This window comes from Streptantibioticus cattleyicolor NRRL 8057 = DSM 46488 (assembly GCF_000240165.1).
GTDB classification, from domain to species: Bacteria; Actinomycetota; Actinomycetes; order Streptomycetales; family Streptomycetaceae; genus Streptantibioticus; species Streptantibioticus cattleyicolor.
Genome location: NC_017586.1, coordinates 691,133 through 706,659 on the forward strand (window position 1 = coordinate 691,133; position 15,527 = coordinate 706,659).

The window sequence follows — 15,527 nt, forward strand, 5'->3', positions numbered from 1 at the left end:
GGAACAAAGCAACCCGCTCACCTGGAAGGACAGGACATGCCCAAAGCCCCTTGGTTCCCCCGGGTCACACGACTCGCTGTCAACTGGACCTGCGCCGACACCCACACCAGGGACTACTTCAAGGGCCCCGACGCACCGTTTTCCCGCATGGTCACCTGGACCACTGACCTCGCAGGCCGCGAGCTGATCACCGTGATGACCCCCAACGAGGCGCGGGCCATCGCTTACCACCTCGCCCGGCAGGCCGACGCGGCGGACCAGGCGAACACCACACAGGGCGACGGGAACTGCTACCCCGACGAGGCCAAGTGGGCCAGGTACCGCGGCGTCGTCATACCGCTGACCACCGTGGCAGCCTCCATGCTGCTCGATGACATCAACGCCGCCGCCCTGGCCGAGTGCACCGCCTCAGCGCCCGCAGCTCGGTTGTCCACCGCTGTCCGGTCGCAGCTGAGCAGCCTGCACGCACTCACCCGCCGCTGATCGACGCCTCAGCCCCGGGATCGCACGACCAGCCCGGGGCCACTCCATCTGCATGCCCGAACCGAACGGAACCATATGGCTGCCACCGTGTACTGCCCGTACTGCTACCAGCCTGTGCGGACTACCGAGAACGGTCTCACCTCCACTCACGACTACCCCTACGACCGGGCCTACTTCGGCCAGTGCAAGGGGTCCGGGCAACGCCCGCTGACCGGGCCCGGAACACCGCCGGCAGCATGGGGTGCCAGCTCCGGGAAGACCTGGGTGGACCTTGGTGTGCTGCCCTCCCCGTTCCCCCACGCGGAGCGCGACGGCTGGACCGTCACGATCACCGGACTCCGCTTCACCCACAGCGCTGCTTGCTGGTCATGCCGCCAGCCTGTCTACGTCGCGACGGACGGCGGGACGATCCGTCTCGGGTTCGACCACAAAGGGAGATCGTTCGAGGAGGAACGCCCCGGCCGCCGTGCCGCCTACAAGGGGCCATGCCCCAACGGGTGCGGCGAGCAGGTGACCATCGGCGCCGACAACCGTTGGCCCCAACGACAACTGCCGGTCGCGGACGCCCGGATAGCTCAGTACATCCAGTGGTACCGGTTGCGTCGGGACTTGGGCGTCACCACCGTGGACATGACGCCGGCGGACATGGCGCGGCTACGGTCTCGCATCAGCTGAGATTCCCAGCACCGCCCGCCCCGCAGACGCAGCCGGGGGCGTCCCACTCAAGCTCATCGCCGACCGCACGGAAGCCCCCGCCCCTGATCGGGTCCGGGGGCTTCACCGGTCCGGGCCTGCTACTGGACCGCGAGTTCGTAGACCGGTTCGGTGTACGCCTGCTCTCGCTCCCAGGCCGCCACGGCCGTCTTCAGCACGAGGTCGGCAGCCTCAGGCCCGAACATCAGCAGGACGTCCGTTATCAGGTCGGCGGCTTGGAGCTCCACAGCGCGAGTCGCGGCATGCGGGTCGGCCATGCGGGAGTACTTCCGCATGGCTGCCGCAGCTGCCCGGCGCAGCCGCGGATTCGGGACGTTGCACGGCATGAAGGGTTCCTTGTCTTCCGGGACCGGCATCGCCGGGGCCCATCGGTAGGTAGAGAGGCTGGTGCAATGCGAACTTCGAGGTGGGCGGCGCCCCGGGGTGGTCGTGCGAGCCCGGGGCGCCCCGTCGTTGGCTAGCTGGCGGCGATCCACGCCTTGGTGGAGGGGCCGCCGACGATCACGATGCGCCCATCGGCCAGTTCGATGATGCGGGTGTACCTCTCGACCCACGTCCGGACCATTCGGAGGGGTTCCCCATCGGCCCGGTTCCGGTCGCCGGCAGCGTACAGACGACCGTCCCCGGTAGTGCCGCACCAGATCCAGCACGGGGTGGTGACGCCTCTGAACGTCCGCCATTCGGGTGCCGCCTGCGGTTCGGGCGCACTGTGCTGCTGGTCGTTGTTCACCTGTTCCTCCTTCACTCCGAGGGGTCGGGTTCCCGACTCCGGCTGTCCGTTCCGTCGTGGTCGTTCAGCTGGGACGGCGCCCCGGGGTGGTCGTGCGAGCCCGAGGCGCCGCGCAGTTGGCTAGCTGGTTGCGATCCACGCCCTGGTGGCGACTCCGCCGACCCGCAGGTGGTGACCGTCATCCAACTCCGCGTAGCGCACGGAGTGTTTGATCCATGTGCGGACTACGCGACGCGGCTCACCGGCCGCCCAAGTACTCCTGTCGCCAGAGGCGTACAGATGACCGCCCGAGGTGAGGCTGCACCAAATCCAGCACGGGGCGGTGACGCCCTTGAATGTCCTCCACTCCGGCGGCGTCTGCGGTTTGACCGCCGACTGTTCGCGTTCGTTCACCTGCAACTCCTTCGCTGCGAGGGGTGAGTGTCCCGACTGCTACAATGATAAGTGGTGCCGACTTAGTTGACAAGTCGGCACCGACTCCACTTACCGACCCTCAGTCACACCGGGCGGCCATCAACGCAGCGCGATCCAGAACTGACGGCCGGGGTGGCCAAGAGCTATCGACCGCCCATCCCGAGTGCGCCCGACGCGGTAACCGCGCCCCACCTCCGGGTCCACCTCCATACCCACCACACGGTACGGCTCACCGGTGGCCTTCTTCGGGTCAGAGGACGCGATGAGGAATCCGTTCGCCTCCTCGCAGTACACCCAGAACGGTGCAGACACCCCCGTCAGGCGTCGCCGCTCCGGGAGCGCCAACGGAACGCTCACGACATCGACACCCTCGCCCTGCACCGTACTGGCGTCCAGGTCGCCATACATCTTGGTCTGACGCAGGAAGTGCCGGACGCCCTCGCGCCCGATTCGGGCCACCGCGCCGTCCAGGTCGTCGGCGAAGTCCTCGCCGGACTCCACGAGTGCTTCCCTCAGGGCGTGCCGCGCGGCGCGAACCGCCCTGAGGACATCGGCGCCAGCATTCAGCTGCCCCAGCACGAGATGCCAGGGGGTCGCCTCGGCTTCGGCGACCAACAGGCTCTTCCACAGGCGAGTGTTCGCCGGCTTGCCAGCGGCGAGCTGTCCAGCGAGTTCCCTGCGGGCGTCTTCCTCCTTGGCGATCGCGCTCGCGGCCCACTCGCGGGCAATTCCCTCCAACTCGCCGGGCTGCATGACGGCATTGACGACAGTCACCAGGACTCCCTTCTCGGGGGCGCTTCCCCCTCACAACTTCATGTTAACCCATGCCGACTCGAATTCCTAGTTGGTACCGACTTTGCGATTGAAGGGATGTGTCAGCCCCAACCAGGCCAACGAGAGCACGTCAATACCCGGGGCACCGGCGCAGCCTGCGCCCGCCGACAGTCGGAAGACGGCCCCAGGCAGTGACGTCACGCGGCTTCTCCTTGCCGCCGACGCTCCTCCCTATCGGACAGAACCGCGCCCCGCCTGATCCTCCGCAACGGGGCGCGGCTTCGTGTCACTGTTAGGTGAGTCGCTTCAAGGCCGCAGACGCCATCTCGCGCCGATGCTCCCGAGCAACCCGCCGCGCGACCTCACGGTCTTCCGTCCACTGCGACCATCCGCACGTGCAACTCGCCACGCTGGAGCCGTCGTACACCCGGCCGGAACGGCGCCCCGGCTTGCACAAGCCGACCGTGCCGCTCATGCCGATGTCCGCCGGGTACACATAGCCGCGGGGTTCCCCTGTGCTGGTTCGGTGATCAGCAGCCAGCATGGCCAGCCGAGCCGCGAGCACCACCCGCACCGGGGTGCGTATCTCCTTCAACCGTCCGTGGGACGTGTCCTCGTACGGCAGACCAAGGACCACCATGCCGCGCTCGACGAGCCGCCGGGCTGCGGCCGGCGGCACCGAGTAGAAACCCAGCATGATCCGCCCGACGCGATCGCGGAACGGCATCTCCGCCTTGTCCACCCGATACGCCCTGTCCGAGTCGGCGATCGCCTCCAGGTCCTGGCGCATGGTCGGCGTCATGACACCAAGGGGCTTGGCCGGCTCCAGGCTCACAGTCCGCCGCGACGGCGTCGAGCTGCCCGTCGACCAGACGTCGCGGGTGATGACCAATCCCCCGGTGCGGGTGGCCTCCAGCGGGAACCTTCGGTCCACCGCTCGCCGCAGCATCACGATGGCGTGGTCCTCGCTGCACAACCCGGTGGTGGTGCCGTCCCCCGCCTGGATCTTCTGTATGAACACTGCAACTCCTGCATGATGTTGTGGCGCTGCGCCCGGCCTGGTCGTGCGTGGCCGGGCGCAGCGAAGGTGCGAGCTATTCGGCTGCCTTGTCCCGGGCTGCGTCGAGTTGCTGCTGCATCTCCTCAGCCGACTTGCGCCCCGTCACCCCGTCATACGGCGCGGTCCACGTCCAATCGAGGTGTCCGTCCCCCTTCCGGACAACCGCGCGACCGATGCCGTTGTGAATGTGCGGGATCGTTACCGACCTGGCATTCACTCGCAGCACCTCGTACCAGGTGCCTCGGTATTCCACGAAGTCGCCCTTGGCGAAGTCAGCCTTTCCCCAGACCTTGAAGCCGTCCGCCTCCGCCTCGGCGATCACCTGCCGCCAATAGGCGATCTCCTCTTCCAGCTCCGCCTTGCGCCGGTTCAGCTCAGCTACCCATGCGGACGCCTTCTCCGAGCCGTCGCCATGCTGAGTTTCAGCAGCGATCTGGCGGTGCACCCGCCGCAGGTCCGCCTCCAGCTTCGCGATACGGCGCAGCGTGACCCCCGGGTTCTTCCGGAACTCCTCGTACGACGCGGACGCCGCCGCCCGCCGGGCGAGGTACTCGGCCTTGTCGGCCTCCTTCACGCCCTTCTCGGTGTTGCTCCAGATGCGGTCCCGGTCGCGTTCCGCCCGCCGCTGCGAGTGGTGCCCTAGGAGGATCGGCTGCCCGAGCGGTATCCCGTCGGCGATCCGGCGCGCGGTGGCGTGGGCCGCCGCGGACCGGTCCGCGGCGTTGCCGGCGTACCCCTGGAACCGCTCGGCGCGTGCCGCAGAACGCGCCACGCGGTCGGCCTCGGCCTCGGCGAACGAGCGGCGGGTGTCCTCGTCCACGCGGATCTCGACGGTCCAACCAGCCGCGCGCAGCGCCTCGGCGGCGCGGCGGATGGACCAGTGGTCGGCCCGCTTGTCCCGGGAATGCCGGATGAACAGCACGCCCGGCAGGGAGCGGCCCCAGGTGAACTGGTGGGGGCGGACGATTTCCCACACGCCGTCACCCTTGCGGGAACCCTCCAGCAGGGTGCCGTCGGCACGGGTGTGGGTGATGGTAATGGTTCCCCGGTGCGTGCCCTGCTCCGCCAGTTGGGCCAGCAGCTCCTCGGACGGCTGGAGGTGGGCGTTCCAGCACGCCGGAGCGGTGCAGGCATACCAGGTGCCGGTGAACCCCTGCTCGGACGTCTCGGCCATGCGCAGCGCCATGGGGCCGTGCTGGGCGCAGGCGGGGGCGCTGTCCGTGTCGGCCACGGGTGTTCCCTTTCTCGTCGGTGGGTCGGGGGTGCCGGTCCGTCCCTGCCCGGTTGAGTGGCAGGGACAGACCGGCGGTTGGGGTTCAGGCGGACGGCTGCTTGTGCTTGGCGAAGCGGGCGGTGAGGCGGAGGAAGTCGCGGGACGCCTCCCGCTCCATGCGCTCGAACTCGTTGAGCAGACCGTCCGCCTGAACCCCCTCGCTCATGGAGAGCAGTCGCCGGGTCAGCTCGGCGCGGACGTCGAGCAGAGCCGCGACGGGGGCCAGGCCGGACTGGATCTCCGCGCGAACCTGGCGCCACGGGAGGGCGGCGGCCTGCGCGCGCAGGACCGGCCCCAGACTGAGGGGGTCGATGTGGAAGGAGCCGGCGGCCATGTCGGTGGCCAGCTCCTGCCGCTTCTTGTCGGCGCGAGCGATGGTGGATTCGGCGACGGAGAGGATCTCGGCGGTGGCGGATGCTTCCGGTGTTGGCATGCTGGGCATCGGTTCCTCCACGGATGGTGGTGGCTGGGCCGCGCTCGGCCGGTCGTGCGGCCGAGCGCGGCGTGGGACAGGGGCTTCTACCGCTGGTGGCGCGGCTGGAGGAGGGTGGTCAGCCCTACCCGCCAGGCGTACTCCTGGGCGGTCCGGAGGTTAGGGAACTGCTGGCCGTGGTGGGTGGGGTGGTGGGTGACGGCGTGCGTGCCGGGGGCAATCTGCGTTACGTCTACGTGCGTGACGTGGAGAACGGCACCCCGGATGTCTCGGCCGGTCTCATAGCTGACGCCCCAGTGGGAGGCGGTGGTGTATCGAGCCTCGGGGTCGAAGGGCCCCGTGTTGACGATGTTCTGATCGGTCGTGGTGGTCATGGGTTTGCCTTCTCGGTCGTGGGAGCGCCGCGCCCGCTGGGGGTCGGGCGCGGCGCGGTGAGGGAGCACCCGCTGATGGGGCGCGGCGTCTGGAGGGTGCGCCCAGGGGGCCGTCCCGGGCTGGTCGTGCGATCCCGGGACGGCCGGGGCTCAGTGGCCGAAGGCCACGGCGGTGATGATCGCCGAGCCGATGACCGCGATGATCACGGCGGCGATCAGGTCGCCGACCCCCAGACGCCTCACGGTGCCTCCTTCCGTTGTTCCGGGGCGGGTCGGTCCCGCCCACATCCACAAATTTAGTTGGTACCGACGCGGTTTTCAAGTCGATACCGGCTACTTGCGGCAAAGGGTTGTGCAACTCCGGCGAGCCCGAGCGCCAGCGCCGGAGCCCAGCCGCCCGCGGCGCCCCGGGCCCCGACGCCGCCGTGCATCACAGATACCGGTAGTCGGCCTCGTAGTCGTCGACACGATCGCGGCCCTCGGCCTCGACGGGCTGACGGGCGGAACATCCGGGCTCGCAGTGTTCGTCGCAGCAGCAGCCCTGGTCGTGTATGCGCATCGGGTCCCCCTCGGATCCGGCGGGCGGTTCCGTTCCGCCCCCCTCATGTTCGTAATCCTAGTCGGCACCGACTTCATTCTCACGCCCGTGGACGAGTTGTTTTTTAAGTCGGCGCCGACTACTATAGTAAGCGTGAGGGCGGGAGGTGCCCGCCCAGGATCGGGAGGATCCGATGACCGTCAAGCCCGTCAACCACCGAACGGTGCTGAATCTCCTCCACCCGCTCCAGCGGGTGATCTCCATAGCGACCGTCAACGGCCGTCACGAGACAGTCCGGATCGGCGAGCTGGTCGTCACCTGCTCCTTGAGCAAGACCTTCCGGTACGACGCCTACGACGGGGTGACCATCACGGTCATCAACCCCGCCGTCGGCATCCTGGACGTGAACGCGTTCCGGTTCGCCGACTACGGAGTGACCACCGGCACCAGCGAGAAGCACTCCCTGACGCTGATCACTCCCGCCACCGCCGCATCCCTGGCGGATGGGGTGGGGATGACCGAGATGGAGCAGGCCATCCGCCGGTACCTGTCCGACTTCACCGGCATCGACCTCTAGCAACTTTTAGTCGGTACCGACTTGTTTTTGCGGTCGGTACCGACTAATATTAAGGGTGTGAGGGCGGGAGAGTCCCGCCGGAACAACCGGGAGGTTGAGTTGGAAACCGATCACAAGCACGGGGCGGATTGCCTAAGACTGTCCGCCACCCTCGCCGAGCTGGCACCCGGCATGCTGGTCCTCCACAACGGCAAGTGGCACACGGTCCAGCACACCTGGACCGCCGCCTTCACCGGCGCGTCCACCTTGCACCTGGCCGGCAGGACCCCGATCCCTTGCCTCGCTCGGGATCCGTGGACCGTCCACGCGCCGGATGCCACGGTGCGAGTGCCAGCCCACGACGGCGAGCTGGTCTTCGTGGAGCACCTGCTGGCCGTGATGCAGCTGTCCACGATCGGCCTGTCACCCGACGAGCGTTACGCGGTGGCCAGGTGGATCGCCGAAGCCGCCCCGCTGTGCTCCCCCGCCGGGACGTACGCCGCGTCCCCGGAGTACAGCGTCGCCCAGGCGACGGCGAAGTTACTGGCGCTCAGCACCCGGGAGCTGCTGACGACGTACCAGCGGCTGCGCAGTGACACCGAGCGGCTGGCACGGCTGATGGAGCGGGTCCGCCGGGAGCTGTCCTGCTAGCTCCACTCTAAGTCGGTGCCGACTTGTAAAACAGGTCGGCACCGACTACACTAAGAACATCGGCGGGAACATCCCGCCCCAACCCGGAGGGAACGCAATGACCACCTTCACCGCGGCCGAGCGCAAGACGGCGACGGGCACCAAGGTCTACCTGCACTGGAACTGCACCTGCCACCGCATCGGCGGCAGGACCCTCAAGGACATCACCTCCCCCGCCGACGCCATGGCTTACGCCACGGAGCGCGGATACACCACCGGCTACTGCAAGACGTCACCGGAAGCCCCCGACGCCGCGCCCGCCCTCGACCAGCCCCAGACCCCGGCGACCGACACCACCGAGGAAGAGCCGGCCCCAGTGCCCGAGGGGAGCCCCGTCGAGAGCAGCAGCGAGTGGACTGTCGAGGTGAACAACCTCGACCAGGCGGGCAAGCAACGCCGCGACGGAATCACAGCCATCGTCTCAGCACTCGGCGGCGGGCAGATCACCTACACGTCGATCAAGACGAAGAGCAAGCGCGGCAACGCTGCGTTCGTCGTCACCGTGACCGGCAACCCCGCGGCCGAGCAGCCGGTCCGGGCATGGCTGACGGCCATGGAAGCGGAGCTGCCCACCACCGTGGAGCGGGCCAAGGCCGAAGCCAAGGCAATGGAGGGCGCCAGCAGCAACGACCGCATGAAGGCGTGGAAGGGTGCCGTGCGCCGCTGGATCGCGCAATCCGGCGCCGACTTCGCTGCGGAGTTGCGCGCCTGACCGACCATAGATATCCGGTGCCGACTTAAGTACCTTGTCGGCACCGGGTACAGGCGGGGCGACGGGGGCCGGTCAGCACGGCCCCCGGCCGACAGAAACAGAGACCTCAGCAGCGAACCGCCCGCCACCCCCGGCGCGCACGACCGGCCGGGGACGGACCCATAAACCGCCAGGAGCGCCACTCGTGAACCCCGAACCCGTCGAACTGTTCCTCGCCGTCGCCTACGACCGTCCCACCGACCCTCAGACGGTCCGCCCCCTCCCGGCCGGCTACAGCCTGAGCCACCTGACCATCAAGCGAGCCGACCACGTCACCGCTGGCGACCTGGTCGTCGGTGACGTCGACGCACCCGTCAGCCGCCCCTACCGCATCATGCGCTACGCCACCTACGTCGCGGCGCCCTACGACGCCCGCCCCGTCCCGGTGGACGCCCACTGCGAACGCTGCCGACTCTGGCGCAGGAACGCCTCGACCGACGGCTGGGTGTGCCTACGACCGCACTTCCAAGTGCGCGCCGACGAGCTGATCGCCGTGATCACGCCTGCCAGCCCCGTGCACATCCCGGACCAGCACTGCGTGTACACCTGCTCCATCGGCGTAAGCGGCCCGTACTCCCCCGGCTGCCCGGACTGCCACGGCCGCCCCTGCTCCCCCTGCCTCACCGCAGGAGCCAACACCCACTAACCCCCGGGCTGCTCCGGCACGCACGACCAGCCGGAGCAGCCCCTCCACGAGGAACGCACTCGCCCTCGACCGGCACCTGTGCGACCCGAGCAGATGGAACCCGGTCGACCTGAGCTACGAGGAGTTCAACACCGCTGCCCGGTATCTCGCCCGCGGCAACGAGGAGAAGCTGCGCCGGTATCAGACCTCCACGACCTACGACCTGGCAGGCGAATACGCGGCCCGTCGCTGCTGAGATGCAGCGTTCCGGTGCATCGCCGCCCTCGCCGCCGACTCCGTCAGCCGCGCCTGACCGATCCCAGGGCCACCCCGGCACGCACGACCACCCGGGGTGACCCACCGGCACCGAAGGGAATCCGCGCCATGCTGGACGCCAACGGACGCACCCCGCCCGGCTCGTGCCGTTGACTCGGCGGCACAGCACGGCCCCGGGCTGCGCAGTCCGTTGCCAGGGCCGGGTTGGCTGCGCGTGCGAGGGTCATGACCTGCCGGTCAACTGGCGGGTGTCATGACCTGGCGGGTGTGACGGGGGTCTTCTCTCGGCCACAGTCCCGAGCGGACGGTGCGCGCGGGTGTTACGCGTTCCGATCGAGATATCCGGATCAGCCCGGCCGAGGCTCGCTGCCCTCGACGCCATGTCGCCGCCGTGCCGAGGGCTGCCAGCCGCCTTCAGCGGATCAGCTGATCTTGTCGGCGGCCGTCTTGTACGCCGCGGCCTGTGCGGGGGTCAGGAAGTGGCTGACGCGGATCAGGATGGTGCCGTGCTGGTAGTCGTACTCAGCGAGTGCCGGCATGGACTTGGTGACGGCCTGGACGTACTTGGCGCGGGCTTCGGCGTCAGCGGGTGTGGCGAACGCCTCGATGGCGCCGCCCTTGCCGATGTCGGTGGCATCGAGGTGGCTGGTGTCGCCGGCGGGGACCCGGGAGTCCGAGAACGTGACCTTGGATGTGTACTGGTTCGGCCGCCCCAGGAGATGATTCGGGTCGTTCTCGGCGGTCACGGTTCCGGTGAGGTGCGCCGTGGGCACTGCGGTGGCGACAGTCTTGAACGCTGCGGAGGCGTTGGCGGCCGAACCGGCCGCCGATGACGGGGCCGTGGGGGTGCTGGATTTGCCTAACGCTTCGTTCGAGTGCGGGTCACTCGCACTGCTGGAGCAAGCGGCAGTGAGCAGGAGTGCTGCGGTCATGGTGACAGTGGCGGTGCTGCGGCGCACGGGAGTTCCCCCCAGGGAAGCTGTGTCGGTAGGTACGGGGAACTCTGCCAGAATCCGACGCATTCGAGCGGGCTTTTGACGGTACCGTGATGTTGACTGGATATTGCCGCTGAACGCTGTCCCTCCTCCACGGACCGGGACGTCCGCCGCGACCAGGACACCGCCGGTAGCCAGTACGGGCTAACCGCAGCCGACTCCCGCCGAGTACCTTTCGGCGATCCCTGGCTTCCCGTCAGGGCTGTTTTCGGGGCCAGGGAAGATACGGAGGAGCGGATGCGTCACGTGATCGTGTAGGGCCTGGCGTATCCGGTCCTCTCGAACTCCGCTATCGCATGGTCGAGTAGCTCCACGGCAGTGGTGCGGCCGAGTGCATCCAGCATCATGACCACAGTGCATATCGTGATGGCGTGGACACGGCCCAGCGGCGCCAGGCTCTCCACCGCTCGGCCGAGCCCCATCTCCCCTGCGGCGACCCTACGCATGGCCATTGTCGTCGCAAGCTCGATCTCTGGCGGGGCCAGTGCGGCCACCGCGTCGATCTCGCGCACCTCCATGGATGGCTCGCCCAGGTTGTCGAAGATGTTGTCGTGATCGAGGATCAGCCAGACCAGGATCCGCTCCAGTCGTTCGGTGTCCAGGTCCGCGACGCAGGCGGTGACCGAGGTACGGTCCTGCGCGAGATAGGCTCTTGTTAGGTCAGTCGCCCGCCACATCACTTCGATGAGCTGCGGGTCGTCCGGGTTTGTCATGGCCCTCCTTCTAGCGGAATTGCGGAAGAGGCGTGGGTGGTTCTCACCCGGTTCACCATTACGGGATGGCACTCGCCGTCGCGGTGAGGTGTTGATCGCTTGTGTCGCCGCGCTCACTGCGACGAGCCGAGGGATCGGGCGAGAGCTGGGGTCCAGGTCCGGTTACCGGTCGCTCACCTGCGGCCCCCCGGGGTGCGGGTCAGTGGCGTTGATGGCGTCCTGGAATCGGCTCAGGTAGGTCTCCTGGTGGAGATTCGTTATTGGTGAGTGCGGCGAGGACGGCGGCGCCGGCGGCGCGCTTGGCAGGTATGTGGAGCCAGTGGTACCCGAGTTCGGTTGCGCGTCGCACCGCTGCGTCGGTGTCCTTGCCAGGATTGGTGGGCATGGTGGGACGGCCGGGGGGGCGCCGGGGCGCGGCCTTGCGGCGCAGGCGGGTGCGTAGTCGCCCGTTGGCATTGCGCAGTTCCGCTACGGTGGCGACAGCGGCGGCTTGCTCGGAGGCCAGGTCGCGCAGGCCGGCGCGGAGGCGAGCGGCCTCGGCTGCGGTCAGTCCTCGGCGTTCAGCTCGGTCGGCGAGGTTCAGAAGCTGGGCGACGGTAGGCGGATGGCGAATGGTCATCGTCCTCTGAGGCTGCTCTGGACGCGGAAGCGCCCGGCGCCGCCTCGGTAGTGACGGCTGGGCCGGGCGCTCGTCCGCTAGCTAGGGTTGGTCGTTCGGCCGTTGTCGGCAGATCGCACAGTAGGCGCGGCCATCGGCATACAACCGGCCGTGCAGGGTTTGGTCATGGCCACTGCGGCACTGCGACGGGCGTGACCGCCCGCCCCCGAGGTACCGGAGCTGTTCTCGCAGGCGCGTGCGGCCGGGGGTGTCTTCGATGTGCGCCGGTTCGACGCAGTGGTCCATGTCGCACTCTGGCTGTGCGTATCCCTGGGGTTCGCGTCCGGTGCGGAGGCGGAAGGCAATCCGGGACGCGGTGTACATCTTGCCGCGGTGCCGGAACACTGGGGTGCCATTGGCTTGCCGAGGCCCAGTCCACTCCAGGTGGCCGCCCGCGACCGGCCGCGTGCGTGCACGGAACGCTGCCTCTACCGAGGGGTAGGGCACCGGGTACGTCGGTGGCCGCACAGCTGGGATCCCTAGATCACGTTGAATCGCCGGAACGGTGGCGGGCGGCCGACTGTCGGTCCAGCGGACCGTCCCGTCCCGCACTTGTGTTGCCAAGTCAGTACTGGTCCGGGTGGTCACCGTGATGCTCCTGCGGATCTTCGGTTTGGTAGACGCGGGCGCTGTCGATGTCCCCTGAGCGCCAGGTGACGCCGCGGAGTGTGCCGGGAGGTGCTTGGTGCTCATCGTGTGGCCCGCGGACGGTGCAGCGGGTATAGCCGAGGCCGCCGAACTCTGCTGCGCACGGCGGTGCTTCGGGCGGTGCTGGCACTGGCTGCGCCGCCGGGATCTCGGCGTCCAGCACTGCACGGATGGCTCGGTGGTGTGCGGGGATGCGCATCAGGTGTGTGTCGACCTGGCGCCCGGCTTCCGTACAGGAATCACCTGACGGTGCAGCGCAGACGGGACAGGGGGCGACGATGGGGTCGGAGTCCATCAAGCGCTTGGCTCGGTCCAGCTCCGCCCAAGCGGCGTCCCGCGCTGCGGCGATCACGTCGGCGGCCTGGTGCGCGAGCGTGGCGAACGCCCGCAGCTCGCGGTTGTCGCGCAGGAGACGGAACAACAGGATCTCGCGTTCATGAGATGTGCGCTTGGAGCCTCTTGCGCGAGCGGAGTACCAGGCTGTGCGGTACCGGTCGCGCTCCTCGGCCCTCTCCAGGGCATTGCGAACCTCGCCCGGGGTGTAGCAGGCGCGGTCCGCGAACTCGGGGAAGCTCACGGAATCGGTGACGTCATACCAGGTCGTGGTGTCGTACTGTTCCTCGTCCTGGAAGTGGCCGAACCAGCGGCTCTCGGACACCGGGTGCTTGGCCCAGCCGACCGCCCGCAGATGTCCGCGGGCCGGATGGCGGGTGACGTGCTCCACGTAGAACAGGACGGAGAGCTCCGGTGCCCGGTACCCGCCGCCAATGTCGAGGTAGGTGCGGCCCGGTTGGAAGAACTCAGGGATGGGGTTGGTCATGGTTGTCCGTTCAGGTTGGAGGCGGCTCCGGGCTGGTCGTGCGGGCCCGGAGCCGCCGGGTGGTACGGGGATCAGGGGACGTCCACGCCGAGTTGGCTCGTCAGTCGTCTCCGTCTTCCACGGGCAGTGCTCGGAGTTCCGCGAGCGCGAGCCCGTAGGCGGCGCACCAGCCTTCGCAGTAGGTACGGGCCGGCTCTCTGGAGCCGTCCACGTGGACGCGACACATGCCGACCGGGGTCGTCGTGCCCGTAGCCTCCCTGCCGCACCCTTCGACCGGGCACTTGCCGGGCCCCACCAGGGTGCGCCCCGGCGCGGTCCCCCCGGTCTTGCCTCGGTTCCAGCTCTGCTGAGCGTGGCTGGCCACTAACGGTCACCGCCCTCAGCGACCAGCGCGGCAACCTCATGCCAGCGCCCGGATACGGCCTTCAGCAGGCGGCGTTCGCGTTCCATCCGCTGGGTGGCCGCGTCCCACAGTTCGGCGTCCCGCCAAGCCCGGATCTCGCTTTCGATGATTCGATCCAGCGTGGTGGGGTCGAGAGCGTCCAGCTCCCAGCTGCTGCGCCCGTACTGCCGGACGTAGCTGCTCGCACGGCTGTCGGTCAACTTCGCGGGGTTCGGCGGCGGCTGGTGCGTCTCCACCTGGTCCATGTTCAGTGCGATCCGCCGGACATCGACGTCCGCGCCGAACAACCGCAGTCGCTCTGCGATGTCCCGAGTCATGTCGATCCCAGACGGGTCGTGATCACCGAGGTGGATGACAACCGGCTTCTGCCCGGACCGCTCGTACCGGGCCAGCCGCTGCGCCGCCCCCCACAGCTCGGACTGGGATGTGTAGCCACGGCACGAGAAGTAGTCGACGTCGTTGCGCTGGCAGACGCCGCTGATGACACCGACCAAGGCGTCCTTCTCGATCCAGACCTCGACGCGATGTGGCTGGTTGGCCCATCGTTCGGTGCGGTAGCCGGCGGCAGCGGATCGGATGATGGACTCCGGCGCGTCCCAGTGGGACAGGCCGCGCAGGTTCCGGGTGCGGTCCACGATGTAGTCCCAGTCCAGCAACCCGGCCAGCCGTGCATCGTTGATGATGCTGCCCAGCCGCTTGTACTCGGTCTGCGCGTTGGCCAGGAAATCTCTGGCGACGAACTGGTAGTACAGCTGGCGCAGCGTCAGGTCGAACCCTTGTCGCATGTACTCGCCGCAGATCGCCTCGGCCTTGGCGATGATGTCGAGGCTGGCGGCACTGAACCGCCTCTCAACGTACGCGATACGAGGCATCAGTGCCCGCTCCCCGGCGTTATGCGCAGGCACGGGCAGTCAGCCCTACCCTCCGCAGTCCCGGATGGGAGAGCGTGCCCCGTGTGCGTGGCAGTCGGTCGGGTGAACTCGCCCGCGGACTTCGGCTGGCTGCCGTCGCGGGTGTCCTTCCCAAGCGCGCCACTCGCCTGCGCGGGAGTCTCAGACGTCGGGCCAGCGTTGGGCACGCTGTTCTGCCCGTCCTGGTCTGCCTCACCGTTCGGGTCAAGGAGTGCCGCCCCCAGGGCCTCGCGGAGATCGTCGTCGAGGAACAGCGCGGCGGGGCGGCCGTCATCGGTCATGCAGCACACGATGGTGTCCTCGTCTGAGGCCGGGCCGGGGTAGATCACATGGCGGGCCCAGTGAATGCTGAGCGGAACGGCGCAGGTTGTAGCCCGGTGGGATCTGGCGCGTGCGGACAGCCATGCTGCTCTGTAGCGCTCGGCCAGGGCCTCGGCGTTGAGCAGGCGGCGCAGCAGATGGCCGGTGCGCTCGCCCATGTAGCACGTCAGGTTGATGCTGAACCAGTCCACGGACTGCGAGGCGTGGTCGTGGTGGGCCAGGTCGTGGATGATCCGGGCGCACATGACCAACTGCTCGACGCCAGCGGGCTGGGCGGTGCCGATGTACTCGGATATCAGCTGGCGCTGCTCGGCGGTCAGCTTGTCCCATCCGATGTCGGGCATGGGGTTCCTTCCGGTTGGGGCGT

At 68.5% G+C, this 15,527-nt stretch carries 19 protein-coding genes; 6 read left to right on the forward strand and 13 right to left on the reverse strand.

Annotated features, from left to right (window positions below):
* Positions 1-36 precede the first annotated feature (36 nt).
* Together SCATT_RS02700 and SCATT_RS02705 are read left to right on the forward strand one after the other, a co-directional pair.
* A complete protein-coding gene (locus tag SCATT_RS02700) occupies positions 37-483 on the forward strand; it encodes a hypothetical protein (protein WP_014141371.1) in 447 nt (148 codons plus the stop codon).
* Between the two features lie 75 nt (positions 484-558).
* Entirely contained in the window at positions 559-1,158 is a 600-nt protein-coding gene (locus SCATT_RS02705; protein WP_014141372.1) for a hypothetical protein, read from the forward strand.
* A gap of 119 nt (positions 1,159-1,277) precedes the next feature.
* On the opposite strand, the gene SCATT_RS38445 is transcribed toward SCATT_RS02705, so the two are convergent.
* From SCATT_RS38445 to SCATT_RS40255, 8 genes are all read right to left on the reverse strand, one after another.
* A complete protein-coding gene (locus SCATT_RS38445; protein ID WP_157894806.1) occupies positions 1,278-1,424 on the reverse strand; it encodes a hypothetical protein in 147 nt (48 codons plus the stop codon).
* A 230-nt stretch (positions 1,425-1,654) separates the two neighbouring features.
* Entirely contained in the window at positions 1,655-1,927 is a 273-nt protein-coding gene (locus SCATT_RS02715) for a hypothetical protein (RefSeq protein WP_014141374.1), read from the reverse strand.
* A gap of 513 nt (positions 1,928-2,440) precedes the next feature.
* Positions 2,441-3,115 (reverse strand): hypothetical protein, encoded by a 675-nt coding sequence (locus SCATT_RS02720; RefSeq protein WP_014141376.1) that lies wholly within the window; start codon positions 3,113-3,115, stop codon positions 2,441-2,443.
* Positions 3,116-3,407: 292 nt separating this feature from the next.
* A complete protein-coding gene (locus SCATT_RS02725) occupies positions 3,408-4,136 on the reverse strand; it encodes a hypothetical protein (protein WP_014141377.1) in 729 nt (242 codons plus the stop codon).
* A gap of 73 nt (positions 4,137-4,209) precedes the next feature.
* Positions 4,210-5,406 (reverse strand): DUF3560 domain-containing protein, encoded by a 1,197-nt coding sequence (locus tag SCATT_RS02730; RefSeq protein ID WP_014141378.1) that lies wholly within the window; start codon positions 5,404-5,406, stop codon positions 4,210-4,212.
* A gap of 85 nt (positions 5,407-5,491) precedes the next feature.
* The gene (locus SCATT_RS02735) at positions 5,492-5,881 is read right to left on the reverse strand and encodes a hypothetical protein (protein ID WP_014627381.1); all 390 of its coding nucleotides are present in this window, start codon (positions 5,879-5,881) and stop codon (positions 5,492-5,494) included.
* 86 nt (positions 5,882-5,967) lie between these two features.
* On the reverse strand, positions 5,968-6,255 hold the full coding sequence (locus SCATT_RS02740) for a hypothetical protein (RefSeq protein ID WP_014141380.1): 288 nt from the start codon (positions 6,253-6,255) through the stop codon (positions 5,968-5,970).
* Positions 6,256-6,685: 430 nt separating this feature from the next.
* Entirely contained in the window at positions 6,686-6,814 is a 129-nt protein-coding gene (locus SCATT_RS40255) for a hypothetical protein (RefSeq protein ID WP_014627384.1), read from the reverse strand.
* 172 nt (positions 6,815-6,986) lie between these two features.
* Here SCATT_RS40255 and SCATT_RS02745 point away from each other — a divergent pair, with 172 nt between their 5' ends.
* The 4 genes from SCATT_RS02745 to SCATT_RS02760 all read left to right on the forward strand — a co-directional run bounded on the left by SCATT_RS02745 (position 6,987) and on the right by SCATT_RS02760 (position 9,436).
* Complete coding sequence (locus tag SCATT_RS02745; RefSeq protein WP_014141381.1) at positions 6,987-7,370, forward strand: hypothetical protein; 384 nt, start codon at positions 6,987-6,989, stop codon at positions 7,368-7,370.
* Between the two features lie 99 nt (positions 7,371-7,469).
* A complete protein-coding gene (locus SCATT_RS02750) occupies positions 7,470-8,000 on the forward strand; it encodes a hypothetical protein (protein WP_231905031.1) in 531 nt (176 codons plus the stop codon).
* A gap of 97 nt (positions 8,001-8,097) precedes the next feature.
* Positions 8,098-8,751, forward strand: coding sequence for a hypothetical protein (locus SCATT_RS02755; protein WP_014141383.1), 654 nt, complete (start codon positions 8,098-8,100; stop codon positions 8,749-8,751).
* Between the two features lie 184 nt (positions 8,752-8,935).
* Positions 8,936-9,436: a hypothetical protein gene (locus SCATT_RS02760; RefSeq protein ID WP_014141384.1), complete on the forward strand. Its 501-nt coding sequence runs from the start codon at positions 8,936-8,938 to the stop codon at positions 9,434-9,436.
* 677 nt (positions 9,437-10,113) lie between these two features.
* On the opposite strand, the gene SCATT_RS38450 is transcribed toward SCATT_RS02760, so the two are convergent.
* From SCATT_RS38450 to SCATT_RS02785, 5 genes are all read right to left on the reverse strand, one after another.
* Complete coding sequence (locus SCATT_RS38450; protein WP_162130497.1) at positions 10,114-10,623, reverse strand: hypothetical protein; 510 nt, start codon at positions 10,621-10,623, stop codon at positions 10,114-10,116.
* A 305-nt stretch (positions 10,624-10,928) separates the two neighbouring features.
* The gene (locus tag SCATT_RS02770) at positions 10,929-11,399 is read right to left on the reverse strand and encodes a hypothetical protein (protein WP_014141386.1); all 471 of its coding nucleotides are present in this window, start codon (positions 11,397-11,399) and stop codon (positions 10,929-10,931) included.
* Positions 11,400-12,622: 1,223 nt separating this feature from the next.
* A complete protein-coding gene (locus SCATT_RS02775; protein ID WP_014141389.1) occupies positions 12,623-13,525 on the reverse strand; it encodes a hypothetical protein in 903 nt (300 codons plus the stop codon).
* Between the two features lie 363 nt (positions 13,526-13,888).
* Entirely contained in the window at positions 13,889-14,800 is a 912-nt protein-coding gene (locus tag SCATT_RS02780) for a hypothetical protein (protein WP_014141391.1), read from the reverse strand.
* Complete coding sequence (locus SCATT_RS02785) at positions 14,800-15,504, reverse strand: hypothetical protein (protein WP_014141392.1); 705 nt, start codon at positions 15,502-15,504, stop codon at positions 14,800-14,802. Before SCATT_RS02785 ends, SCATT_RS02780 begins: the two co-directional genes overlap by 1 nt.
* Positions 15,505-15,527: the final 23 nt, after the last annotated feature.

What these genes read in the sequence shown, in the direction of transcription:
- SCATT_RS02705 (WP_014141372.1), top strand. Translation starts at nt 559, where the DNA reads ATGGCTGCCACCGTGTACTGCCCGTACTGCTACCAGCCTGTGCGGACT.
- SCATT_RS02785 (WP_014141392.1), bottom strand. Translation starts at nt 15,504, where the DNA reads ATGCCCGACATCGGATGGGACAAGCTGACCGCCGAGCAGCGCCAGCTG.
- SCATT_RS38450 (WP_162130497.1), bottom strand. Translation starts at nt 10,623, where the DNA reads ATGACCGCAGCACTCCTGCTCACTGCCGCTTGCTCCAGCAGTGCGAGT.
- SCATT_RS02770 (WP_014141386.1), bottom strand. Translation starts at nt 11,399, where the DNA reads ATGACAAACCCGGACGACCCGCAGCTCATCGAAGTGATGTGGCGGGCG.
- SCATT_RS02735 (WP_014627381.1), bottom strand. Translation starts at nt 5,881, where the DNA reads ATGCCAACACCGGAAGCATCCGCCACCGCCGAGATCCTCTCCGTCGCC.
- SCATT_RS02775 (WP_014141389.1), bottom strand. Translation starts at nt 13,525, where the DNA reads ATGACCAACCCCATCCCTGAGTTCTTCCAACCGGGCCGCACCTACCTC.
- SCATT_RS02740 (WP_014141380.1), bottom strand. Translation starts at nt 6,255, where the DNA reads ATGACCACCACGACCGATCAGAACATCGTCAACACGGGGCCCTTCGAC.
- SCATT_RS40255 (WP_014627384.1), bottom strand. Translation starts at nt 6,814, where the DNA reads ATGCGCATACACGACCAGGGCTGCTGCTGCGACGAACACTGCGAGCCC.
- SCATT_RS02755 (WP_014141383.1), top strand. Translation starts at nt 8,098, where the DNA reads ATGACCACCTTCACCGCGGCCGAGCGCAAGACGGCGACGGGCACCAAG.
- SCATT_RS02700 (WP_014141371.1), top strand. Translation starts at nt 37, where the DNA reads ATGCCCAAAGCCCCTTGGTTCCCCCGGGTCACACGACTCGCTGTCAAC.
- SCATT_RS02745 (WP_014141381.1), top strand. Translation starts at nt 6,987, where the DNA reads ATGACCGTCAAGCCCGTCAACCACCGAACGGTGCTGAATCTCCTCCAC.
- SCATT_RS02780 (WP_014141391.1), bottom strand. Translation starts at nt 14,800, where the DNA reads ATGCCTCGTATCGCGTACGTTGAGAGGCGGTTCAGTGCCGCCAGCCTC.